Origin of the sequence: uncultured Tenacibaculum sp. (genome assembly GCF_947504135.1) — a bacterium.
Lineage (GTDB): Bacteria > Bacteroidota > Bacteroidia > Flavobacteriales > Flavobacteriaceae > Polaribacter.
Genome location: NZ_CANNGG010000003.1, coordinates 319,779 through 343,907, shown reverse-complemented (window position 1 = coordinate 343,907; position 24,129 = coordinate 319,779). Strand labels below are relative to the sequence as shown.

Below are 24,129 nucleotides of genomic sequence, written 5' to 3'. Positions count from 1 at the left end.
AAAATGTTAATATATAGATTATTAGATGCTTCATAAACTTAGGCAAAGATAATTATATTTTTGTGTGCATAAAAAATATTTGGTAATTGTATTAGTTTAACTATTTTATCCTTCCTATTTTTTTATCAACTTTTGAAAATATTCTTATATATCCAAATTGGATTGTTTTAAAAGAATTAAGTAGTGCTACTTGCAAAGCCTTGATATAGCTTGTGTCATAAAGGTAAAAAGAAACCCAATGCAACTTGTTTTCGCAAAGAAGATTTATCTAAGGTAAAATTGGGCTTTGAATTTGAAGATAAAAGTTTAAGTGTGGTTTCTGTAAATTATACAGACATTACAGTTAAAAGACTTGATAGAAAAATAATAGACTTGTTCCCGAAAATAAAGCTTATCTTATAATAGAGGTTGAAGATAAAGATGTTGTTTTTGTTTTGGGATGTAAAACTTACTACTATACTTACCCTTTAAAAATTAAACCCTTCAAAATCAATAGATTAAGAAGGATTTTTGTGACCTCGGCAGGATTCAAACCTGCAACCTCTTGAGCCGTAATCAAGTGCACTATTCAGTTATGCTACGAGGCCGTTTTGCGGGTGCAAATATAAGAATGTTTTTTAAATTGTAAAGCAAAAAAAATAATTTTTTTCACCTTTTTTAATTTATTTGTCTTCTGCTATTTCTTCTTTAAAACTATCAATAGTGCTCTGAGATTTTTCAACGTCTGATTCATAGATGAATACATCAATAGAATTGCCTAAAGTACCGAAACCAGCCAATCTCCCAGATTCTTTATTGTCTTTAATTAAATATGGAACATTAATTTCATCAAGTAGTTGACTTAATCGGCCAACAAAGATTTGAGTTCCCGAAAAAACTTTTACATGCTTGTTCATAATATATAAGTTTTAGTCCAAAGAATTTATAGTAACATAAGCTCGCCATCCAATAATTGCTAATTGAAATTTTGAAGCTTTAGTAACATCCAACTCTTTTTTGGTAAAAGAGGGTAGTAGCGCTTTGTTTAGCTTAGCTAATAATTTAAAAATGCTTTTTTTCATTAGTTGTTGATTCTATATCAAAAATAACGAAAAATAATGAGTTATGATGAGCGAAGCTCACTTTACATCGCTCAAAATGACATAGTTTTGTAAATAATAAGAAAGATTAAAAAATCAAGCCTAATAGTAAATCAGCAATTTTAATGGTTAAGAGAATTAGTTTTAATGCGATTGTAATCATTTGAATTTTAATGTTTTTTAGTTGATAATTCTTAATCAATTCCGGAATTGTTTTATGAATATATAGCAAGTAGAAGATGCTTGCCAAATTTTCAGATAAGATTTAATTAATTTGAATATACAATTGAAGTTAAAAAAGTTATTATGGTTTTAATATGTAGCTATTGACTCTTTATTGTTGTTTTCAAATGTAATTTAAAAGTGTATTTATTGTTTTAATCAGTAATGTTTTAAAGGCTGTTTTTTGCGACTTTTTAAAAAGGAAAGGGAATAAGGTCTTTTTTTTACCGCTTTTTAATCAGTTTGATTTTTTTGTTCAGGTTCAGAAGTGAAAAACAAGGGAGTTAAAAGTGGACTTTATCTGAGGGTTAATGTTTCAAAACTTCGTTACAAAAGAGTATCTTCGCCAAAAAAATATTTTATGAGCATTTTATACATTATTATTGGTTTAACATTGTTGGTTTTAGGAGGAAATTGGCTGTTAAAAGCAGCAGTAGGTTTGTCACTTAAACTGCATATACCAAAAATTGTAATAGGTATGACAGTAGTTTCGTTTGCTACTTCAGCACCAGAGTTAATTGTAAGTATAAAATCAGCTTTAGATGGCGCCACAGGGTTAGCTGTAGGAAATGTAATTGGATCTAATATAGCAAACCTTGGTTTGGTGTTGGGTATAACAGTAATATTGTCGTCAATAGATGTAGAAAAAAGTTTTTATAAAACAGATTGGCCAGTAATGATGATTGCTTCGGCTATGTTGTATTTTTTTATTGTAAATGATAAGACAATTCAATTTTATGAAGGAGCTATTTTGTTTGGAATGTTGGTGGTGTTTTTAATTTACTTACTACGTTTTCAAAAACAAGCTGTTGTTGATGAGATGCCTGAAGATGATGAAGAGTTACCATTATATAAAATAGCCTTGTTTTTAGCTGTTGGAGGAGTTGGTTTATGGGGTGGTTCTGAGCTATTGATTAATGGTTCGGTAGCTATGGCGCAACATTTTGGTGTAAGTGATGCGATTATTGGAGTAACTGTAGTGTCAGTAGGTACTAGTGTTCCTGAATTAGCGGCATCAATTATTGCAGTATTAAAGAAGGAGAAAGCAATCTCATTAGGAAACCTTGTAGGATCTAATGTGTTTAATATTTTAGCCGTTTTAGGTATTACAGCCATGATTACGCCTGTAGAGGTAAAACCAGATGCCTATAGTTTAATAAATAATGATATTTATTGGATGTTGGGTATTTCGTTTGCAATATTACCTTTAGTATTTATTCCTAAAGGATTGCGTTTAGGTTGGAGAGATGGTGTTCTCTTATTAGGAACGTATGCAACTTTCATCTATTTAACGATTTCGTAAAAACGAATTAGTCATAAAATAAAAAAAGCCGCAATTTTGCGGCTTTTTTAGTTGTGTTGTTGTGTTTGTTAATTATATGTTGGTACCTTTTACGGTTTCTATAATTCTACCAGCTACTTTGTAAGGATCAGCATTTGAAGCAGGTCTTCTGTCTTCTAACCAACCTTTCCATCCTTTTTCTACAGTAATAATAGGGATACGGATTGAGGCACCTCTATCAGAAACTCCATAACTAAAGTCAGATACGTGAGCAGTTTCGTGTAATCCAGTTAAACGTTCATCGTTGTTAGCACCGTAAACATCCATGTGTTCATCAGTAACAGGTCTAAATGCTTCACAAATTTTCTCATAAGTTTCTTGAGAACCACAAGTTCTTAATGTAGTATTAGAGAAGTTTGCGTGCATACCAGAACCATTCCAATCTCCTTTTACTGGTTTTGGATGATACTCAATATAGTAACCATATTTTTCAGTTAAACGATCTAGTAAATAACGAGCAACCCAAATTTCATCACCTGCTTTTTTAGCACCTTTAGCGAATAATTGGAATTCCCATTGTCCTGGAGCAACCTCTTGGTTAATTCCTTCAAAGTTTAAGCCAGCTTCAATACATAAGTCAGCATGCTCCTCAACAAAATCTCTTCCCCAAGTGTATCTTCCACCTACAGAACAGTAGTATTTCCCTTGAGGTCCAGGAAATCCACCACGTGGGAACCCTAAAGGTAAATCAGTTTTAGCATCCATTAAGAAATACTCTTGTTCAAAACCAAACCAAAAATCATTGTTGTCATCGTCAATAGTAGCACGAGCATTTGATGCGTGTGGAGTTCCATCAGCATTTAAAACTTCAGACATTACTAAGAATCCGTTTTTTCTAGTTGGATCAGGATAAATAGCAACTGGTTTCAATAAGCAGTCAGAGGCACCTCCTGATGCTTGCTCAGTAGAACTACCGTCAAAAGACCACATAGAGCAGTCTTCTAATTTACCGCTAAAGTTTTCTTCAACCTTAGTTTTACTACGCATGTTTTGAGTTGGTTCATGACCATCTAACCAAATGTATTCTAATTTTGATTTACTCATGATTTTTGTTTTTGTGTTGTTATGGAATTAAATACGTTGCAAAAGTGGGTATTTTATTTGGTTAAGCAAAATTTTAGGGGGTAATATTGTTTTAAATTAACTTAAAATTAATTTAACCCCTGTTTTTTTTGGGGGGTGTGTTTTTTGTTGGATGTAATTTTGTATTTTTGAAATGTTTAACTTTTATACCTTATCATATATGTCAGTTTTAAGATTTAGTGCATTACAAGAGATTTTACATAGAGAAACAGTTGTAGTAGAAGAGAACGAACGTCGTTCAGAATTGTTTGGTAAGAATGTTTTCAACGAGCAAGCAATGCGTCAGCATATGACCAAAGAGGCATACCAAAGTGTTATGGATGCGATTGAATTTGGAACGAAGATAGATAGAACAACTGCAGATCAGATCGCAGTGAGTATGAAAGACTGGGCTTTATCTAAAGGAGCCACTCATTATACACACTGGTTTCAACCACTAACGGGATCTACAGCAGAAAAGCATGATGCCTTTTTTGAAACGGTTGATGGTGGAGCTATGGAAAAGTTTGATGGAGGTCAACTAGTGCAGCAAGAGCCAGATGCTTCGAGTTTTCCTAATGGAGGAATTAGAAATACATTTGAAGCTCGTGGATACACCGCATGGGATCCAACATCACCAGCATTTATTTATGGTACTACTTTATGTATTCCAACAGTTTTCGTTGCGTACACAGGGGAGGCGTTAGATAATAAAGCGCCCTTATTAAGAGCATTACAAGCAGTTGATACTGCGGCTACAGCAGTTTGTAAATATTTTGATAAGAACGTAAGTAAAGTAAATGCAACCTTAGGTTGGGAGCAAGAGTACTTTTTAATTGATACAGCTTTAGCTGCTGCACGTCCTGATATTATGATGACAGGAAGAGCATTGTTAGGACATGCTCCGGCAAAAGGACAACAATTAGATGATCATTACTTTGGATCAATACCTACAAGAGTATTGAATTTTATGCGCGATTTAGAACATGAATGTATGCTGTTGGGAGTGCCAGTTAAAACACGACATAATGAGGTAGCACCAAATCAGTTTGAGTTAGCGCCAATTTTTGAAGAAGCAAACTTAGCAGTAGATCACAATTCATTATTAATGGATGTGATGGAAAAAGTATCACAAAGACATAAATTCAAAGTATTATTTCATGAAAAGCCATTTGCAGGAATCAATGGTTCAGGAAAACACAACAACTGGAGTTTATCTACCAATACAGGGGTTAATTTATTGAGTCCGGGTAAAACTCCGATGAAAAACTTACAATTCTTAACCTTTTTTGTAAATACCATCAAAGCAGTTCATGATTACGAAGAATTAATTAGAGCATCGATAGCAAGTGCTAGTAACGATCATCGTTTAGGGGCAAATGAAGCGCCACCAGCTATTATATCAGTTTTTATAGGGACACAATTATCATCGGTATTAGATGAATTAGAGAACGTTACCAAAGGGAAATTATCGCCAGAAGAAAAGACAGATTTAAAATTAAATATTGTCGGGAAAATCCCTGAAATTTTATTAGATAATACGGATAGAAATAGAACATCACCTTTTGCTTTTACAGGGAATAAGTTTGAGTTACGTGCAGTAGGGTCATGGTCTAACTGTGCGGGTCCTATGACTGTACTGAACACTATTATTGCTAAACAATTAAATGAGTTTAAAGAGGAGGTAGATAAGCTAATTGACACGAAAAAGCTTAAAAAAGATGAAGCTATTTTTAATGTATTGAGAGAATACATTAAAGCATCAAAGAATATCCGATTTGAAGGAGATGGATACGGAGAAGCTTGGGAAAAGGAGGCAAAGAAAAGAGGCTTGTCAAATAACAAAACAACTCCTGAAGCTTTAAAAGCAAAAATTTCAAAAAAGGCAATTTCTCTTTTCGAAGAAATGGGCGTAATGAATAAGGTTGAGGTAGAAGCACGCCATGAAATTGAGTTAGAAGAATACTCAAAGAAAATACAAATTGAAAGTAGAGTGTTAGGTGACATTGCGAGAAATCATGTGATACCAATCGCTATTCAATACCAAAATACGTTGATAGAAAATGTAAGAGGACTGAAAGAGATTTTTGGAAATAATTTTGAGAAATACGCTAACGAACAAATCGATTTAATTCAGAAAATATCTAATCATATCGCTGAAATTAACTCTAAAGTAGAACAAATGATTGAAGAACGTAAAAAGGCAAATAAACTAGAAGGACAAAAAAATGCAGATGCTTATTGTAACAAAGTGAAACCTTATTTTGATGAAATTCGTTATCACTGCGATAAATTGGAATTAATGGTAGATGATAATCTATGGCCTTTAACTAAGTACAGGGAGCTTTTGTTTACTAGATAAAGTAACTTATTCTAAAGAAGAAAATACATAAAAAAAAAGGGGGTTTCTCCCCTTTTTTTAAAATTAAGGATAAAGAAATGTAAAGCTAAAGGCTGCGTTTATAGTGTGTTTTTGGCTTCTCTTATTCACTTTTTTTTAAAAGTAAAAAATCTTGATTGGTTTTTGAAACTAAAAAAAACGTATATTAGCTACGTTTAAACAGGCAAACTATATAGTTTATTACAGTTTTATTTTAAACTGATGGATGTAATTACGGTTATCAAACTAATCTTTACATTTTACCCCATAATTTTATCTTACCCTTATTTACTTAGCACTCTCCCACAAACAAGCAACATTATTTTTAAGCTTGTCGTAGATAGAGTATGCTAAAAATTAACTAACGTATTTTAAAATTATCTATTATGAAAAAAATTTTATTAGCAGCTATTTTTTTAGCTTCAGGAACAGCTTTTGCACAGTTCGCAAATCCAGTACCAACACCTAAAGCTAACTGTATTGGGTGTTCAGTTCCTCAAGTAGGACCTTCTTACGGAGATAGAGGGGCGGCAATTAACACAAGTTATGTAGATCAAACAGGACATATGAATGATGCAAGTGTTGTTCAAACTGGAGTTGGAAATCTATCTAATATTGATCAGGATGGACAAAATCAAGGATTTTCAGGAGGTTTGGGAAATGAAGCTACTGTATATCAGAGAGGAAGAAAGAACGAAACCGACATTAAGCAACATGGTGATTATAACACTGGTTTTGTAAATCAAGTAGGATATAAAAACTATGCACAACAAGATGTTGGTGTAGGTTGGTCAGAAAATAACAGAGCTTATGCTTATCAAACAGGGCGTCAAAACACTTCTATTCAAAAACAACGTTATGATAATAATGAAGCTATTGTAGCGCAATCAGGTAGAAGAAACTTTGCTCATCAAGATCAAAGCACAGGAACTAATGGTGCGCCAGGAAGTGTAGCGGGTATTTTACAAATTGGTAATTATAATAAAGCTAAACAAGTTCAAAGAGGTAGCTTTAATATAGATGGTATTGCTCAGTTTGGCAACGGAAATGTAGCTTCTTCAAATCAATCTTCAAATGGAGGTTTAAATATTTCTGGTATTGCACAAACAGGTTGGGGTAACGAAGCTTGCGTTGATCAAAATGCAGATACAGGGATTAACTTAAGTTTAATTAGCCAATTTGGAGTAGAAAACCATGCTTCTGTTATTCAAGATGCACAAGGTTCTGGAAACGCTAGTTTTATTGGACAGGCAGGTTACATGAACAAAGCTTGTGTTGAACAAACTGGACTATAAATTTTTAATTAAGCAACAAAGATAAGGGAGAATGGGAGGGTTTTCTTTTCCTCTCCCTTATTAATAAGAAACTAAAGTAATGATGAGAAGGATAAAAATGATATTGTGTATAATCCTATTAATATTTAGTTTAAAAGCTATGACACAACAAAATACATCTACTTACTTTGTGTCTGTACCTCAAATAGGAAGTGATGCTTCTTTTCTGGTTTTAGAAAAAAATATCAACTCATTAAATAATTTACAAGATTATGATAAATCGGTTGATAATTATAATCTATCAATTAATCAGTTAGGAGTTAATAATGTAGCAGAATTAAAAAGTGGAGTTAGAGATGTACAGTTAGTGGGGCAAAAGGGAAAAAACAACTATTATAGCTTTATAGATTATTACAATGTTTCTCCTACAAAAATGAATATTCTTCAACAGGGGAATGCAAATTCATTACAGGTGTACGGAACAAACTCTTTAATGGAAAATGTGAAAATCATTCAAAAATCTAATTATAAAACAATTATAGTTAGGAACTATTAAAAGATGCTAAGGTTTAATTTCTTTAAAAGAAAAATAAAATATATTACTCTGTTTTTACTTTGTATAACAACAAGTTATGCTCAAGAAATAAATCAGGTAAAAGCCAAAATTCTTATTCTTAAAAAAGACAATTTTATAGCAGTAAAAGCACAAGCTGAAAATGAAGGAGTATTGTTTAAAGATGAGTTTAATTACAACTTATTGGTGTTAAAAAAGAGTAAAGATGGAAGCTACTCTAACAATAAACAATCAGGAGAATTTTCTTTAAAACCTAATGAAAAAAAAGAGCTATCATTAATAAGGTTAAGCTTAAACCCTGATGAAGAGCTAAGAGCTTATTTATTTATAAAGCACAAGGAAACTTTAATAGATAAAGACACTCTAGTAATAATACCTAAAAAGGTAGGTGTAATGAATAAAGAAAAAATAGATGAGTCTAATTTTATATTAAAAGGATTGGTTATTGAAGAAGCAAAAACAAAGATAGGAAAGGATTTTTATGATTTTTTTTATCAAGAATATTTACTCTCAGGATTAAAGTATCCTTTCATTATAAAAATAAAAGAAAAACCAGGATTAAGAAGGACTACAGTTTTAATAATAGAAGCTGATGATAAAAAGGTTTTTGAGTTTATGACTATGCCAGGAGAAGATTTTCTTAAACGAGCTGTAAAAGCAACTATGGCAAGGTTAAGTACCTACTCAAAACAACGAAATAAATTACTAAGTTATAAAATTTAAACAAAATGAGTTATGAAAACAGAAGTCAATATAATGGTAATTGCTTTGTTTTTAGCAAGCTACAGTTCTTTTTCACAAGAATTGGTTTATAAACCTATAAATCCTTTTTTCGGAGGAAATAATCCATTCGGATATCAGCAAATTTTAGCATCAGCTAATGCACAAAATGACTTTCAAGAAGAAGGACAAGATCCTTTTCAACAGCCTTCAGATTTAGAGAACTTTACAAACAGCTTAAACAGGCAATTACTAAATTCCTTGTCGCAAGATCTGTTTCAAGAACAGTTTGGGGATCAAGGATTAACTGTAGGAACCTATGTGTTTGGGTCTTTAGTAGTAGAAGTTACACCTACAAGCGGTGGGTTGTCTGTAAATATTTTAAATACTCAAACAGGAGAACAAACACAGATTATAATACCAAATAATTAATAACCAAACGACTAACTATAACTTAAGTTTTATGAGAAAACTATTATTTAAACTACTATTCTCTTTAAGTTTTATTTTGTTCTCTAGTTGTGGAGCATACCTAAACCAACCATTTGATACTACAAATGCTAGAATAGGAGAGAATACCTCTTTACAAAACGACTTAATTAAAAAAATTCAACCTGTCGAGAAAATAATCGTAGGAGTTTATAAGTTTAGAGATCAAACAGGACAGTACAAGCCTACTGAAAATGGATCTACATTTAGTACAGCAGTTACCCAAGGAGGAACATCAATTTTATTAAAGTCTTTAGAAGAGTCAAAATGGTTTACCCCAATAGAAAGAGAAAATATTGCTAACCTATTAAATGAACGACAAATAATAAGATCTACTAGGCAGGAGTATCAAGGGGGGGATTCTCAAAAAATGCCACCATTGCTTTTTGCAGGAATTATACTTGAAGGCGGTGTTGTTTCATACGATTCAAATATAATTACAGGAGGTTCAGGACTTCGGTACTTTGGTGCAGGAGCGTCTAACCAATACCGACAAGACAGGATAACAGTGTATTTACGAGCGGTATCTACATCAAACGGGCAAATTTTAAAAAACATTTACGTATCTAAAACAATACTCTCTCAGGGTATTTCAGCTAATTTATACAGGTATGTTTCATTAAGAAGATTGTTAGAGGCAGAAACAGGAGTAACAAAAAACGAGCCTATGCAATTAGCTGTAAAAGAAGCTATAGATAAAGCAGTAGAGCAGTTAATTATAGAAGGAGTGGTTGATGGTTTATGGACACCCCAAGGAGGTGATACAGTTGTTAACCTCTTTAAAAATGAATATTTAAAAGAAAAAAATGAAGCAGATAACACTTTATTATTTAATAGAAAACAAGAGAAAAGAAGAGCTACCAATTCAATGAGTGTAATGGGAGGAGCTTCAATAGTTTCAGGAGATTACTCAAATCCAGTAGCAAGATTTGGGTTCGATTTAAAATATAGATACTTTTTTAAGGATCCTAGATTTAGTTTTGGGGGAAGTGTAGGGAGGTTTTCGTTAGAAAATGAAAGATCTTTTAAAAACACATTTTTAACGTCAAGCCTATTTTTAGAGTACAATATGTTACCTTATGATAGATTAACACCTTATGTGTATGTAGGGGTTGGGTCGGTTTTAGAAAAAAATCTAGACAATCCAATGTTTAAGTTTCAGTACGGTCTAGGATTAGAATATTTAATAACAAATAAAATAGGTTTAACTCTTTATGGAGAAAACTATCTTTTAGGCTCAGATAATTTAGATAAGTTAGTTAGAGGGAAAAGAAACGATTTTATTTGGAGAATAGGAGCGGGGATAAATGTTTATTTTTAAGAAAGAAAGCAATGAAAAATATAATAAAAATAACAATACTTTTAATGTGTGTAACCTTACTTAACTGTAGTGAAGACACTGTAGATTTTGTTGAATTTGGTACTATTAAAGGACGTGTAGTTAAAAAGAGAAGTTTTGAGCCAATAGCTAATGCAAAAATTGCATTATCACCAACCAATAACACGACTTTTACAGATGAAGATGGTTACTTCTTAATGGAAGATGTACCAGCACAAGAATATTCGGTAAGTGCCACTAAAGAGGGGTATTTAACAGGTTTTCAACCTGTAGGTTTAGGAGCAGAAACAGAAATTAATGTGGTTTTTGAATTAGATATAGAAACAGCATTAAATGACCCACCAACAGCACCAGAGCTTAGAGCTCCAGCTAATGGCATAGAAGATGTAAATAACACGGTAGAATTAAGTTTTAAATCAACCGACCCAGATGAAGATGAAATAACATATAGGATAGAAATTAAAAACGACTTAAATAATGATATTATATCTTTTGAAAATGTAAAAGACACTTTGTATACGGTAACTGATTTAAAATTTGGAGTAAAATATTTTTGGCAAATAGGAGCATCAGATGGTATTAATGCCGAAGTATTAAGTACTGTAAGTACATTTAAAGTAACATCAACACCTGATAATAGATACTTTTATACAAGACAGGAAGAAGGAAATAATGTTATTTACTCAGGAGACTATATTAATGAAGCGCCAATAAATGAACTTCTGTTAACCTCCCCAACCACAAACTCTTGGAGACCAAGAAAAAACTCAGCGGCAAATTTGGTAGCCTTCTTACGAACAGATAATAACGAAACTCATATTTATACAATGAAAACAGATGGTTCAGATGTTAAAAAAGTTACATCTAATGTTCCTGTAGTTGCATTTGATTTAAATGAAGTAGATTTCGCTTGGTCGTCTAACGGAGATCGAATTATATATCCACATTACGATAAATTATACTTGATAAATAAAGATGGAAGTGGTTTACAGCAAATTTATCAAACAACAGACGGTAGTTACATTACTGAATGTGACTGGAATAATGATGAATCTAAAATAGCACTGAAAACCAATAACACAAGTGGCTATAATGCACAAATCTATACGATTGATATGGCAGGAAATATAATTGATACTGTTTTAACAGGAATGCAAGGAGCTGCAGGTGGAATTAATTTTACAATAGATGGAAGCTCACTGTTGTATACCAGAGATGTTTCTGGATATGAATCAAGTAATTATAGGCAACTAAACAGTCATTTATTTTTATATAAATTTGCTACGGCAGAAGTTACTGATTTATCAGAGGGAAAAGCTGATGGAACAAATGATTTAGACCCTCGCTTATCACCTAATGAGGCTGAAATTATCTTTGTGAATACATCCAATGACGGAATTTCAACAAAAACAATTTATAAAGTACCTTTTAGTGAAGGATCTACAACTAGAACAGCATTGTTTGAAAATGCGACAATGCCAGATTGGGAATAAAAGAAAACTAACTATTACTTAGAAAGCGAGCGTGTAAAAAACGTTCGCTTTTTTCTTGATAAAAGCGTAATAAAACCTAAATTTGCAGGTAACAACAACACAACAAATGAGTAACGAAGTATCTAAACGCTACGCACAACGCGGAGTATCGGCATCGAAAGAAGATGTACACAATGCTATAAAAAATATTGACAAAGGATTATTTCCAAAAGCTTTCTGTAAAATAGTTCCAGATTATTTAACAAATGATGAGGACTACTGTTTAATAATGCATGCAGACGGAGCGGGAACGAAAAGTTCTTTAGCATACATGTACTGGAAAGAAACAGGAGATATTTCGGTATGGAAAGGCATTGCTCAAGATGCTTTAATCATGAATATTGATGATTTATTGTGTGTGGGTGCTACCGATAACATTATGTTATCTTCTACTATTGGACGTAACAAAAATAATATTCCAGGAGAAGTTTTATCGGCAATTATTAATGGAACAGAAGAGTTAATTAATGAGTTGAAAGAATTTGGAGTTACGATTCATTCAACAGGAGGTGAAACTGCTGATGTTGGTGATTTAGTACGTACCATTATTGTAGATTCTACAGTGACAGCTCGTATGAAGCGTACCGATGTAATTGATAATGCAAATATTAAAGCAGGAGATGTAATTGTTGGTTTAGAGTCATTCGGACAAGCAACGTATGAAAAAGAATACAACGGAGGTATGGGGAGTAACGGATTAACTTCTGCGCGTCACGATGTATTCCACAACTATTTAGCAGAGAAATATCCAGAAAGTTTTGATGCTTCAGTACCGTCTGATTTAGTGTATTCAGGAAATACAAAATTAACAGATGAAGTAGAAAACTCTCCGATTGACGCTGGTAAACTAGTGTTATCGCCAACAAGAACCTATGCGCCAATTATCAAAGAAATTTTATCGAAATTCTCTTCGAAAGAGGTACATGGAATGATCCACTGTTCAGGAGGAGCTCAAACAAAAATTTTACATTTTGTAGATAATTTACACATCGTAAAAGATAATATGTTTCCAATTCCACCATTGTTTAAATTGATACAAGAGCAATCAAAAACAGATTGGAAAGAAATGTATCAAGTATTTAACTGTGGACATAGAATGGAGTTATATGTATCTCCAGAAATAGCAGAAGAGATTATTACTATTTCAAAAACGTTTAACGTAAATGCACAGATTATTGGTAGAGTTGAAAAATCTGATAAAAAGCAATTAACTATCAAAAGTGAATACGGAACTTTTGAATATTAATACTGTAAAGTAAAAGTATAATCCTCAGAGAAATCTGAGGATTTTTTTATTTCATTTTTTCAAATACAAAATCAATTGAAAACTCATCGTTACTAGCGTTAGCTTTTAGTAGATTGTTTTCTTTCCAGTATTGTATTGTTTTAGGGAATTCGTTTAGTTTGTTTTCCGCAGTAAAAGAAGTATCAGTTTGTTGTGTAAAAGCAACTAATGTCGAGGTTTCATTCACGCCTGTAACCTGTAAAAACAAAGAATCATTTTTAGTAATGATGTAAGACTTCTTTAAATACAGTATCGTTTTTTTGTAAGGAAAAACCAATTCCAGAAAAATCATTTTCCCAAAACTCGTAAGTTCTTTTTTTAGCTTCGTTATAAATACGTTTCCATTTACCAAACAGCCAAGTAGGTTTTTTAATTTTCTTTTCTTGTAGGCAAGAAAAAAGTAGTGTACAAGTAAAAAATAAGATTAAAATTCGCATAACAAAAGCCTTAATGAATTAAAGTTATGAATAAAATTCGATAAAAAATCGTAAATTCGCACCCCAAGAAAAGATACTATGCTAGATAAATTACAGATAGTTAAACAACGTTATGATGAAGTTTCAGACTTAATCATCCAACCAGATGTTATTTCTGATCAAAAACGTTATGTACAATTAAATAAAGAATATAAAGATTTAGGAAAGGTTGTAAAAAAAGCAGACGAGTACAAAACTTTATTAAACAATATTGAAGAAGCTAAGGAAATCATTGCTGACGGATCGGATGCGGAAATGGTTGAAATGGCTAAAATGGAAATGGACGAAGCGAAAACTCGAATTCCACAATTGGAAGAAGAGATTAAGTTTTTACTAATTCCAAAAGACCCTGAAGATGCAAAAAATGCGGTAGTAGAATTACGTGCAGGAACAGGAGGAGATGAGGCAAGTATTTTTGCAGGAGACTTATACCGTATGTACACCAAATACTGCGAAAGCAAAGGATGGAAAGTATCTACAGTAGATTTTTCTGAAGGGACTAATGGTGGATTTAAAGAAATTCAGTTTGAAGTTACAGGGGAAGATGTATATGGAACCTTAAAGTTTGAAGCAGGTGTGCACCGTGTGCAGCGTGTACCTCAAACAGAAACTCAAGGACGTGTACATACATCAGCAGCTACTTGTATGGTATTCCCAGAGGCAGAAGAGTTTGATGTAGAAATTAATCCAAAAGATGTACGTATTGATTATTTCTGTTCATCAGGACCAGGAGGTCAGTCGGTAAACACGACATATTCAGCGGTACGTTTAACACATATTCCTACAGGGTTAGTGGCGCAATGTCAAGATCAAAAATCGCAGCATAAAAACAAAGAGAAAGCGTTTAAAGTATTACGTTCTCGTTTATACGATTTAGAATTAGCAAAAAAGCAAGAGGCTGATGCAGCAAAGCGTGGTTCGATGGTAACATCAGGTGACCGTTCTGCAAAAATTAGAACCTATAACTATCCACAAGGACGTGTAACAGACCACAGAATCGGATTGACTTTATACGATTTATCGAATATTGTAAACGGTGATATTCAAAAGATAATAGACGAGTTAATGCTCGCAGAAAACACTTCTAAGTTAAAAGAATTAGGAGAAACAATTTAATAAAAAGGCGTTACCAACTGGTAGCGCCTTTTTTAATGTCTCAAATTCTTGTAGAGCCGATAAATAAAACATATCTTTGCACAATATTAATGTTCTGTCCTTTTTAGGAGAAAATCTACAAGTCTTTATACTATTTTTCTGTAGCCATCAGATCCCATAGTCTTCAGTTGCTTTACAAAGCGTTTTCAATAGAATTTTTAATCTAAAAATAATTATCATGTAAATCATAGTTCATGCTATGTGTAGTGTTATACTGTAATTTATATGACTTAAAGTATGTCTAATAATAAAACCTTATAGTAGTATGTTAAGAATAGTTGTAAAAGAAGGTGAAAATATCGATAGAGCCTTAAAACGTTACAAGCGTAAGTTTAGAAATGTAAAAGTATTACAAGAGTTAAGAGAAAGAAAGCAATACACTAAGCCTTCTGTAACCAGAAGAGCACAAATTCAAAAAGCGGCTTATAAAGAGCAATTATTTAAAGAAGAATAGTAGTATAGCTATATAAAATACAAAAGCGCAACCAAATTGGTTGCGCTTTTTGTGTTGTTTACTAATGGTTTATATTATTCTACAATAGTTAACTCGTCTACAATACGTTTAGCACCAGCATACTTATCAATTAACCAAAGTACATATCTGATATCTACATTGATAGTACGTTGTAGGTTTTTGTCAAAAATAACATCACCAGCCATAGCTTCGATGTTACCATCAAAAGCTAAACCGATTAATTCACCTTTTCCGTTTAAAACTGGTGAACCAGAGTTTCCTCCTGTGATATCATTGTCAGATAAGAAGTTTACAGGTAATTCACCTTTACTGTTAGCATATCTTCCGTAATCTTTTTTCTCATAGATATCTAGCATATCTTTAGATAAATCAAACTCGCTATCGTTTGGCTTATATTTTTTAACCATTCCTTTTAACGTTGTGTAGTTGTTAATACTAGCGTCGTTTCTAGGGTCTTTAGGTAAAGCTCTTACTTTTCCGTAAGTTAAACGTAAAGTAGAGTTAGCATCTGGATATTTAATGTTGCTTAGACCAGACTTACGTAAACCATCTACTAATAGTCTAAATGATTTTTGGTAATCGTTTAATGGCTGTACTAAGTTTTCAGGTTGCTCTCTGTATTTGCCTAGTAATTGAGATGATAGGATGTACAAAGGATCGTTAATTAATAACTCTTTATTTGGATATTTTAAGAAAGCCGTAGCACGCTCTTTAGATGTAAAAATACTTAATTCGAAAATAGAATTTACGTAGTCGTTAAAATTACCATCCTTAGCAATTTTAGCTACAATCTCTGGTAATTCGTAATTTGCTTTAGCTGAATATAACTTTAGTTGTTCTGCTAAAATTTCTTTTTCTAAAGGTAAATGATAATTTGCGTAATTACTTTCTATAAAAGCGTTCAATCTAGGCATTAAATTCTTACGAGCAGCTTCGTTAGCATCAATATAAGATTCTAATCCTTTACCTATTCGATATGGTAAAACTGCAAATTTACTAGAACGTAATAATAACATTAAGTAGTTGTCGTGTTTTGCTTTGTTGTTGGTCAAGCTGTAGTAATTGTTGATGTTAGTAACAACATCTCCGTAAGTTGCTTTGTTAGACTTTTTGTTAGCCCATTTGTCAAATTTTTTTTCAACTTTACGTTTAGCCTCAGCAGTTTTATGAGCTGTTAAAGCATCAATCATACCTTGTCTATTTTTCCAGTAATTGGCTATCCCAGCATATTGAGATGCATACATTAAGTTTATTGAAGCATCTTTATCCATGTATTTTTTCATTACATCCATGCTAAGTTTAGAACCTTCTACCCAAGCAGGATATGCGTAATTTACGTTTTGCTCAATTCCTTCTGCAGGCATCCAACGGTTTGTTCTACCAGGATAACCTAAAATCATTGCAAAATCATTCTCTTTTACCCCTTTAATATTAACAGGTAAATGGTATTTTGCTTTTAGCGGTACGTTATTTTCAGAATACTCTGCAGGGTTTCCTTCTGCATCTGCATAGACTCTAAATAAAGAAAAGTCTCCTGTATGACGTGGCCATTCCCAGTTATCAGTGTCTCCACCGTATTTACCAACTTTATCAGAAGGTGTACCTACTAATCGTACATCTTTATAATCTTCATATACAAAATAGTAATATTCATTTCCTTGGAAAAAAGAACGTACAGAAACAGTGTATTTACCACCTTCATTATTTTCTTGTTCTATTTTTGCAATTTCTTTGTTAATAGCAGCTTCACGTTCTTTTTCTGTCATAGAATCGTTTACTTTAGCTAAAATACGTTTAGAAACGTCATCCATTCTCACAAAGAATCTTACAAAAAGACTTTCTGGTTTAAGCTCGTCTTTTAATGTTTTAGCCCAGTACCCATTTTTAAGGTGATTCTGTTCTTCAGAAGATAATTCTGCAATGGCGTTATAACCACAGTGGTGATTTGTAAGTACTAATCCGTTATCAGAAATAATACTAGCTGTACAACCACCGTTAAATTGAACGATAGCATCTTTAAGGCTTTGGTTGTTAATGCTGTAAATTTCTTCTGCAGTTAACTGAAGTCCCATTTTTTGCATATCACGTTCGTTTAAACGTTTAATATGCATTAAAAACCACATCCCTTCATTGGCAAACAATGAAGTAGGTAGCAAGGTTAAAAAAGCAATTAAAAAAAGACTTGTTTTTTTCATAATATAATTTGAATAATAAAAAATTAAGTTGATTTTGTTTTTTTGTTTAGAATATCTTCTTTTAAAAAACATTAAGTTCTTTAATCAATTAAAGAATCAGCTCGTAAAAATACTCAATAATTCATTTAGTGTAAGAAGGGGAAACGTTAAAAAATGAAGGAATATCTAAGTTATTTTAGAATAATTTTAACAGTATTGATAGTTAGAGATGAGCTTTTTTGAATTAAAAATAAAAACCCTTACAAACACTGAGTTTATAAGGGTTTATTTGTGGAGACGCCGAGAATCGAACTCGGGTCCAAACAAGTAGCTCAAAGGCTTTCTACATACTTAGTTTTTGTTTAATTTTCGATTAAGACCTGACCAAAAACTGCCCAATCTTAACTTATCTTCTTTAGTTTCGAAAACCTATCGAAGCCCTAAGTTTTCTATGTTTACTTTTACGATGCCCAAAAGTGAAACGCCGTAAACCAAGGCTTTTCGTGGACATTTAGCTTGCGCACCTTGTGCGCCGAGGCAAATCTTACTGTTAATTCAGATTATGCAGCTAAAGCGTAGTTATCTTCGCCGTTTAAATGGTTGAAATAAGTTTAACGAGTTATCATTTCACTCCTCGGTATGCTTACATTTTCACTAATCTTGCTGTCAAAACCAGTCGTCCCCAATATGTCAAAGATGCTATAAGTACTTATGCAAAAAATATACCAGATAATCTTTGTAATTCTATGCAATTTCGTTTAACAGCAATATAAAACAATACTGTCGAAACAAGAAGATGCAAATATAAAAAAATACTACTTGTAAAATCATTTTAAAACAAGTATTTTCGCTGCAATTGTTATAAACTATAACATTATATGTAAAATTGTTTAATTTTAATACAAAGGTCAATTATGAAATTCGGAATTATTAAAGAACGTAAAAATCCACCAGATAGAAGAGTTGTGTTTTCTCCAGAAAAATTGCAAGAGTTTAAAGAACAGTTTCCTCAAGCAGAAATAGTCGTGGAAAGTTCTGATATCCGAGTTTTTTCTGATGAGGCTTACACAAAAGCAGGTTTTGAAGTAACCAATGATGTTTCTGATTGTGATGTGTTATTAGGAGTAAAAGAAGTTCCTGTAGACAATTTAATTCCAAATAAAAAATATTTTTTCTTCAGTCATACGATTAAAAAGCAACCATATAATCGTAAGTTGTTAAAAGCAATGCTTGATAGAAATATAGAAATGTTTGATCATGAAACCATTATTGAAGAAAATGGAGCTCGTTTAATTGGTTTTGGTCGTTATGCAGGTTTGGTAGGTGCTTATAATGGTTTTAGAGCCTTAGGCATACGTGAAGGATTGTTCAACTTACCCAAAGTAGAAACCTTACCCGATTTAGATGCTGTAAAAGTTGAATTGGATAAAATTACTTTACCGAACATTAAAATTTTACTAACAGGAACAGGAAAAGTAGCAAAAGGAGCTCAAGAAATTTTAGATCATTTACAAATTAAACAAGTAAGTGATGCTTTGTATTTAACAAGTGAGTTTACTGAACCTGTGTATTGTATAGCCGATGTAATGGAGTACGCCAAACGAAAAGATGGTAAAGTAGGAGATAAGTTTGAATTTTATAAAGATCCAACAGGGTACGAAAGTAATTTTATGGCGTATGCGAAACAAACTGATTTCTTTATCGCGGGACATTTTTATGGAGATGGAGCTCCGTATTTATTTACACGTGAAGATGCAAAACACCCTGAGTTTAGAATAAAGTATGTAGCAGATATTTCATGTGATATTGATGGCCCAGTAGCAACAACACTTCGTGCGTCAACAATTGCTGACCCTATTTACGGTTACAACCCAGAAACAGAATCAGAAATTGATTTTAAAGATGAAAAAGCCATTACAGTAATGGCGGTTGATAATTTACCTTGTGAGCTACCAAAAGATGCAAGTGAAGGTTTTGGAGAAATGTTTTTAGAGCATGTAATTCCAGCATTTTATAATGATGATAAAGACGGAATTTTAGCTCGATCAAAAATGACAACAAATACTGGTAAATTAACCGAACGTTATGCATATTTGCAGGATTACGTAGACGGAAAAGAATAACACTTAATAACTCCCGCTTCGGCGGGATTTTTTATTTAAGATGATACCAGATAAACAGTTTTTAATCGACACAGCAAACATGAAAATGCCTTTTGGTAAATATAAAGGAACGTATTTAATTGAAATTCCTGAATATTATATTGTTTGGTATAAAAACAAAGGGTTTCCTAAAGGTAAGTTGGGTACTATGTTAGAGCTAGTTTACGAGTTAAAGTTAAACGGACTAGAAGATATTTTGAGGAAAATTCGTCGAGTTTCTTAAATTTATGTATGAAACCAGCAGAAGAGTACATACTCAAACAACCCGAGCCATTCAAGTCTGTTTTACTGCATTTACAAGTACTGATAGAAGGGAATTTTCAAAATTTAGAATTAAAATACAAATGGAAAATACCAGTATATTATATGAATGGTAAGCAATTGTGCTATATGAATGCATCCTATAAAAAAGGTTTCGTTGATGTTGGCTTCTGGGCAAAAGGTATTTTGCAAGATTTTGATGCTTTTTTAGTTTCAGAAGGAAGAGCAGTGGTAAAATCACTTCGTTATTCATCAATAGAAGAAATTAACGAAGAAATACTGCTACAAGTTATAGGAGAAGTAGCAAAACACAATCATAAAGGTTTTTGGAGGAAATAATTATTGAATCAAAAACTCAAGCATCACCTCCTTATCTATAATTAAAAATAGCTGTTTGCTATTTTCAAGAGGAGTTGTTGTAACTGTAGTAATATTATTTTTAGTAGATATTTTATCAGGTTTAACAGCATATCGATATCCACTATATCCAAAGAAAATTGATTGATTAGGGTGTACGTTTTTAATTTTTAGTTTAATAGTAGCGTTTTTGTCTAATATCCCTTTTAAAGGTAAAATTAGCTCTAAGTTAGATTGTAAGAAAGCAGCATCGTAAATTGGCTGATTGTAAAAGTCTTTTTTATCCATTCTACCAGCTCTTAATTGCCAGAGTGTTTTTTCAGGAAAATGTGTTCTAAAGTATTTTTCTTTAGGAATGTTATAGTAGTAAGCATTAAATAAAGGTTGCCATCTGTTATTATTTACAACTCCAGCTGCCCAGGTGGCATCAATATAAATCCATTTACCATCCATTTTAACAGCGTTCCAAGCATGATTTGAGTTGGTTTTAGGTTTTGCTATATCATTTGACGAATTTCTGATATAGCCTTTTATAACTTCATTTTCAATTTGAAGTATAGAGCATATTTTAGCAAAAGTTTGTGCATAACCTTCACAAACTGCTTTACGAGTTAATAGAGTTTGGTTAACAATATTGTCTTTTATAGCCTGTAGTTTATCTAACTTTTCTTGCTCATTCCTGTACCTAAAAGAAATTCGTTTGTTTTTAGGACAATAGTATGCATCCAAATCATACTGTATGTTATGAGCAAGCCAATAAAACGCAGCCTGTACTTGTTGTTCTTCAGTTTTAAAATCGTTTGCTATCTGTTGAGCTAGATTTTCTACTTTACTAAATTTAGAATACCCATTTACTTTCTCTTCAATTAAAGAAAAGTCTTGTGCACTTACGATAGTAGTAGCTAGAAAGAATAAAAAAAGAAGTTGTTTCATATATGAATTAAAAACAACTGTATTAAACAAAAATCACGCCTACAAATTTAAGTACTTTAGAGTAAGAAATTAATTTAGCTATATTTAGACTTTTAAATAAATAAAGAATGAAAAAAATTTTATATCCGTTAGCACTTGTAAGTGTAGTATTTTTAGTATCATGTAAGCAAACAAAAAGTAGCAATAATCAGCTTACTATGAATATTGAAGAAGTAGTTGAGAAAAATGAAAACAAGGAAGCTGTTATAGATTCTGTAATGGTGAAAAAGCATTTGTACACATTGGCTTCTGACGAAATGGAAGGTAGAAAACCAGGAACTGAGGGTATGGAAAAAGCGACTCAGTATATAGAAAATGAATATAAAAGAATTGGTTTAAAAACTTTTGATACATTAACTACCTATCGTCAAAATTTTGAGTATAAAGGTATTAAAATGAGTAACATTATAGGTTTATTAGAAGGGAAATCTAAAAAAGACGAATTTATTATAGTGTCTGCTCATCACGATCATTTAGGGATGAAAGAAGATGGAGAAGGTGATCGTATTTTTAACGGAGCAAACGATGATGCTTCAGGAGTAACTGGTGTATTATCTTTAGCAGAGTACTATGCTAAAAAAGGAGTAAATGAACGTAGTATTTTATTTGTGTGTTTTACAGCAGAAGAAATGGGCTTAGTAGGTTCTGAGTATTTCGGAAAAGGAATTGATGCCGATAAATTTGTAGCTGGAATTAATTTAGAGTTAATAGGAAAGGAACCAAAAACAGGACCAAAAACAGCATGGTTAACTGGTTTTGATAAATCTGACTTCGGAAGAATTATCCAAAAGAATTTAGAAGGTTCAGGATACCAGTTGTTTCCAGATCCATACCCTAAATTTCAATTGTTCTTACGATCAGATAACGCATCATTAGCACGTTTAGGGGTGCCGTCTCATACATTTTCAACCACTCCTATTGACATTGATACCGATTATCACAAAGTAACAGATGAGGCTGAAACGTTAAACATGACAGTGTTAACAGAAACAGTTAAAGCAGTAGCTAGGGGAACACAAAGCATTATTGAAGGAAAAGACACACCTACTAGAGTAAAGATGGAGTAAACATATTGAAAACTTAAAGTAAAGAAGGAGCCATGAGCTCCTTTTTTTATTGGGATTAGGTGTTGTGTTTTTAGTAAAACGTTAATTATGTGTATGTTAAATTATTTAAAGTGTTAAAATTGTATTAAAATTTTACTATATTCGAAAAGTTTTAATTTAAATCCCTTCGAAAATGAAAAAAAAACTTTTAAGTCTAACGGTTGTTTTAACTATGTTTTCATGTTCTAATAATGATGAAACATTAGAACCAACACAAGAGCAGGAAATGCTTTCTAAAAAAGAAATCAATGCAATAATTAATACATCTTTAGAAAATACAGGAGACTTTAATTGGATGTCGCAAGATGCTCATACTATATGGAGTGCAGTAAATCATGGAGAAAATATCTTAACAATTGGTTATGGTACTTCAAAAAACAATTATGCGAAGAGTGAAGAAAGTACTAATATAAAAGATGAGTTACTAACCTTAGTAAAAAGCTTTGAATCAACTTCTGCTAAGGGAGAAACTGAATTGTATGTAAATGAAAATATTAATGTATTAGATATTAGAGTTACTAACAAGGAAACAATAAATGTCTTATTAAAAGATAGTAGAGTTCGTTATATAGAACCAGGAGGATATAGTTTTTTTGAGTCAACTGCTCAAGCTAAGTCAAGTTCATCAGGTTCTTCAGGATGTGGTTATGGTACTGCTACATTAAATACAAGCGATTATCGTACGGTATCACCAGGGGCAAGAGTTCCTTGGTCTTTTGATGCACATAACATTCCGCAAGCGTGGAATTATAGCACAGGAGCCGGGGTAACGGTAGCGATTGTAGATTCTGGTTTATCACCTGAGCAACGTTGGATGAATCAATATTTTAATGATGGATATTCATCAGGAAGAACAGTTCAGAAATATGGAACGTTTGTAGATTCTTGGTGGGCGTGGTCTAATAATTATGATGGAGTAAACGACAAATGTGGTCACGGAACAAAAATGGCAGCGGTTGCAACTGCACCTAGAAATAATGATAATTTACCTGTAGGAGTTGCTTATAATGCCAATTTAGTAACATACAGAGCGGTAGAAAATGTAGTTATTGATGATTACCATGAAAAAAGAGGAATTGTAGAAGCGTTAACAGCTTTGGCAAACAGAAGTGACGTAAAAGTAATTTCTATGTCATTAGGATACCCGTTTAGTATAGGTAATGTTTCTGATGCTGTAAAGTATGCACATAGTAGAGGAAAAATGGTATTAGCTGCAGGAGGTACGTCTACTTCGTTTACTACTTGGTATGGAGTAATTTTTCCTGCAAGTATGTCTGAAACTGTTGCGGTAACAGGTGTTAAAGAAGGACAATATAGTAAGTGTAATGTATGTCATACGGGATCACAAATAGATTTTACGGTACAAATGCAACGTACTAACGGAACAGATAATAAAATTCCTGTATTGAGTTATTATGATGGACAAGCAAATTATGTAGGAGGTTCATCTGTAGCAACAGCAACAACTGCTGGTATTGCAGCGTTAGTATGGGCTAAAAATCCTTCTTGGTCACGAGAACAAGTTTTACAAAAAATGAAAGAATCCGCTGATTTTTATCCAAATAAACATTCAGAGTTTGGGTATGGAAATATTGATGCTTTAAAAGCAGTTCAATAAAAATCAACTAACTAACCTTAGAAAAAGTCTCGTTTACACGAGGCTTTTTGTATTTTTATGAGGTATAGTTTTTGA

The 24,129-nt window shown here is 32.4% G+C and carries 23 protein-coding genes, 1 tRNA gene and 1 other RNA gene; 16 read left to right on the top strand and 9 right to left on the bottom strand.

Annotation, left to right across the window (positions count from 1 at the left end; translation table 11 throughout):
- Positions 1-513 precede the first annotated feature (513 nt).
- From Q0663_RS07925 to Q0663_RS07915, 3 genes are all read right to left on the bottom strand, one after another.
- Positions 514-587, bottom strand: a tRNA-Arg gene (locus tag Q0663_RS07925).
- Between the two features lie 75 nt (positions 588-662).
- Complete coding sequence (locus tag Q0663_RS07920) at positions 663-896, bottom strand: DUF2007 domain-containing protein (RefSeq protein ID WP_299009073.1); 234 nt, start codon at positions 894-896, stop codon at positions 663-665.
- A gap of 12 nt (positions 897-908) precedes the next feature.
- Positions 909-1,061 carry an SsrA-binding protein gene (locus tag Q0663_RS07915; protein WP_274633914.1) on the bottom strand — a complete coding sequence of 51 codons (153 nt, stop codon included), beginning with the start codon at positions 1,059-1,061 and terminating at the stop codon, positions 909-911.
- A 601-nt stretch (positions 1,062-1,662) separates the two neighbouring features.
- Between Q0663_RS07915 and Q0663_RS07910 the strand changes: the two genes are divergently transcribed.
- Positions 1,663-2,604 (top strand): calcium/sodium antiporter, encoded by a 942-nt coding sequence (locus Q0663_RS07910; RefSeq protein WP_299009071.1) that lies wholly within the window; start codon positions 1,663-1,665, stop codon positions 2,602-2,604.
- Between the two features lie 72 nt (positions 2,605-2,676).
- Here Q0663_RS07910 and Q0663_RS07905 read toward each other — a convergent pair whose 3' ends face one another.
- A complete protein-coding gene (locus tag Q0663_RS07905) occupies positions 2,677-3,687 on the bottom strand; it encodes a glutamine synthetase beta-grasp domain-containing protein (RefSeq protein WP_299009068.1) in 1,011 nt (336 codons plus the stop codon).
- Between the two features lie 199 nt (positions 3,688-3,886).
- Between Q0663_RS07905 and Q0663_RS07900 the strand changes: the two genes are divergently transcribed.
- The 8 genes from Q0663_RS07900 to Q0663_RS07865 all read left to right on the top strand — a co-directional run bounded on the left by Q0663_RS07900 (position 3,887) and on the right by Q0663_RS07865 (position 13,259).
- The gene (locus Q0663_RS07900) at positions 3,887-6,067 is read left to right on the top strand and encodes a glutamine synthetase III (protein WP_299009066.1); all 2,181 of its coding nucleotides are present in this window, start codon (positions 3,887-3,889) and stop codon (positions 6,065-6,067) included.
- 404 nt (positions 6,068-6,471) lie between these two features.
- Positions 6,472-7,380: a hypothetical protein gene (locus tag Q0663_RS07895; protein ID WP_299009064.1), complete on the top strand. Its 909-nt coding sequence runs from the start codon at positions 6,472-6,474 to the stop codon at positions 7,378-7,380.
- A 139-nt stretch (positions 7,381-7,519) separates the two neighbouring features.
- Positions 7,520-7,915, top strand: coding sequence for a hypothetical protein (locus tag Q0663_RS07890; protein ID WP_299009062.1), 396 nt, complete (start codon positions 7,520-7,522; stop codon positions 7,913-7,915).
- 3 nt (positions 7,916-7,918) lie between these two features.
- Positions 7,919-8,656 (top strand): CsgE family curli-type amyloid fiber assembly protein, encoded by a 738-nt coding sequence (locus Q0663_RS07885; protein ID WP_299009061.1) that lies wholly within the window; start codon positions 7,919-7,921, stop codon positions 8,654-8,656.
- A 12-nt stretch (positions 8,657-8,668) separates the two neighbouring features.
- Positions 8,669-9,085 (top strand): curli assembly protein CsgF, encoded by a 417-nt coding sequence (locus Q0663_RS07880; RefSeq protein ID WP_299009059.1) that lies wholly within the window; start codon positions 8,669-8,671, stop codon positions 9,083-9,085.
- Positions 9,086-9,116: 31 nt separating this feature from the next.
- Positions 9,117-10,463, top strand: a complete 1,347-nt coding sequence (locus Q0663_RS07875) for a CsgG/HfaB family protein (protein WP_274633902.1) — start codon at positions 9,117-9,119, stop codon at positions 10,461-10,463.
- Positions 10,464-10,474: 11 nt separating this feature from the next.
- Positions 10,475-11,974: a carboxypeptidase regulatory-like domain-containing protein gene (locus Q0663_RS07870; RefSeq protein ID WP_299009057.1), complete on the top strand. Its 1,500-nt coding sequence runs from the start codon at positions 10,475-10,477 to the stop codon at positions 11,972-11,974.
- Positions 11,975-12,080: 106 nt separating this feature from the next.
- The gene (locus tag Q0663_RS07865; protein WP_299009055.1) at positions 12,081-13,259 is read left to right on the top strand and encodes an AIR synthase related protein; all 1,179 of its coding nucleotides are present in this window, start codon (positions 12,081-12,083) and stop codon (positions 13,257-13,259) included.
- Positions 13,260-13,305: 46 nt separating this feature from the next.
- Here the strand turns inward: Q0663_RS07865 and Q0663_RS07860 are convergent, their stop codons facing one another.
- Together Q0663_RS07860 and Q0663_RS07855 are read right to left on the bottom strand one after the other, a co-directional pair.
- A complete protein-coding gene (locus tag Q0663_RS07860; RefSeq protein WP_299009053.1) occupies positions 13,306-13,485 on the bottom strand; it encodes a hypothetical protein in 180 nt (59 codons plus the stop codon).
- Positions 13,486-13,516: 31 nt separating this feature from the next.
- On the bottom strand, positions 13,517-13,735 hold the full coding sequence (locus Q0663_RS07855; RefSeq protein ID WP_299009051.1) for a hypothetical protein: 219 nt from the start codon (positions 13,733-13,735) through the stop codon (positions 13,517-13,519).
- Positions 13,736-13,813: 78 nt separating this feature from the next.
- On the opposite strand from Q0663_RS07855, the gene prfA reads away from it, so the two are divergent.
- Positions 13,814-14,890 carry a peptide chain release factor 1 gene (gene prfA / locus Q0663_RS07850; RefSeq protein ID WP_299009050.1) on the top strand — a complete coding sequence of 359 codons (1,077 nt, stop codon included), beginning with the start codon at positions 13,814-13,816 and terminating at the stop codon, positions 14,888-14,890.
- Positions 14,891-15,194: 304 nt separating this feature from the next.
- Complete coding sequence (gene rpsU, locus Q0663_RS07845) at positions 15,195-15,383, top strand: 30S ribosomal protein S21 (RefSeq protein ID WP_099215259.1); 189 nt, start codon at positions 15,195-15,197, stop codon at positions 15,381-15,383.
- Between the two features lie 74 nt (positions 15,384-15,457).
- Here the strand turns inward: rpsU and Q0663_RS07840 are convergent, their stop codons facing one another.
- Positions 15,458-17,599 carry a S46 family peptidase gene (locus Q0663_RS07840; RefSeq protein WP_299009047.1) on the bottom strand — a complete coding sequence of 714 codons (2,142 nt, stop codon included), beginning with the start codon at positions 17,597-17,599 and terminating at the stop codon, positions 15,458-15,460.
- Positions 17,600-17,867: 268 nt separating this feature from the next.
- Positions 17,868-18,262, bottom strand: a transfer-messenger RNA (tmRNA) gene (gene ssrA, locus Q0663_RS07835).
- 230 nt (positions 18,263-18,492) lie between these two features.
- Between ssrA and Q0663_RS07830 the strand changes: the two genes are divergently transcribed.
- The 3 genes from Q0663_RS07830 to Q0663_RS07820 are packed head-to-tail and all read left to right on the top strand — an operon-like array spanning position 18,493 to position 20,340.
- Positions 18,493-19,701, top strand: a complete 1,209-nt coding sequence (locus tag Q0663_RS07830; protein ID WP_299009045.1) for an NAD(P)-dependent oxidoreductase — start codon at positions 18,493-18,495, stop codon at positions 19,699-19,701.
- 40 nt (positions 19,702-19,741) lie between these two features.
- Complete coding sequence (locus Q0663_RS07825) at positions 19,742-19,963, top strand: DUF3820 family protein (protein WP_299009043.1); 222 nt, start codon at positions 19,742-19,744, stop codon at positions 19,961-19,963.
- 8 nt (positions 19,964-19,971) lie between these two features.
- Positions 19,972-20,340 carry a DUF1801 domain-containing protein gene (locus Q0663_RS07820; protein WP_299009041.1) on the top strand — a complete coding sequence of 123 codons (369 nt, stop codon included), beginning with the start codon at positions 19,972-19,974 and terminating at the stop codon, positions 20,338-20,340.
- On the opposite strand, the gene Q0663_RS07815 is transcribed toward Q0663_RS07820, so the two are convergent.
- On the bottom strand, positions 20,341-21,291 hold the full coding sequence (locus tag Q0663_RS07815) for a transglutaminase domain-containing protein (protein ID WP_299009039.1): 951 nt from the start codon (positions 21,289-21,291) through the stop codon (positions 20,341-20,343). It lies immediately after the preceding gene.
- 107 nt (positions 21,292-21,398) lie between these two features.
- Here Q0663_RS07815 and Q0663_RS07810 point away from each other — a divergent pair, with 107 nt between their 5' ends.
- Positions 21,399-22,397, top strand: coding sequence for a M28 family peptidase (locus Q0663_RS07810; RefSeq protein ID WP_299009037.1), 999 nt, complete (start codon positions 21,399-21,401; stop codon positions 22,395-22,397).
- Between the two features lie 172 nt (positions 22,398-22,569).
- Positions 22,570-24,054 carry a S8 family serine peptidase gene (locus Q0663_RS07805; RefSeq protein ID WP_299009035.1) on the top strand — a complete coding sequence of 495 codons (1,485 nt, stop codon included), beginning with the start codon at positions 22,570-22,572 and terminating at the stop codon, positions 24,052-24,054.
- Positions 24,055-24,129: the final 75 nt, after the last annotated feature.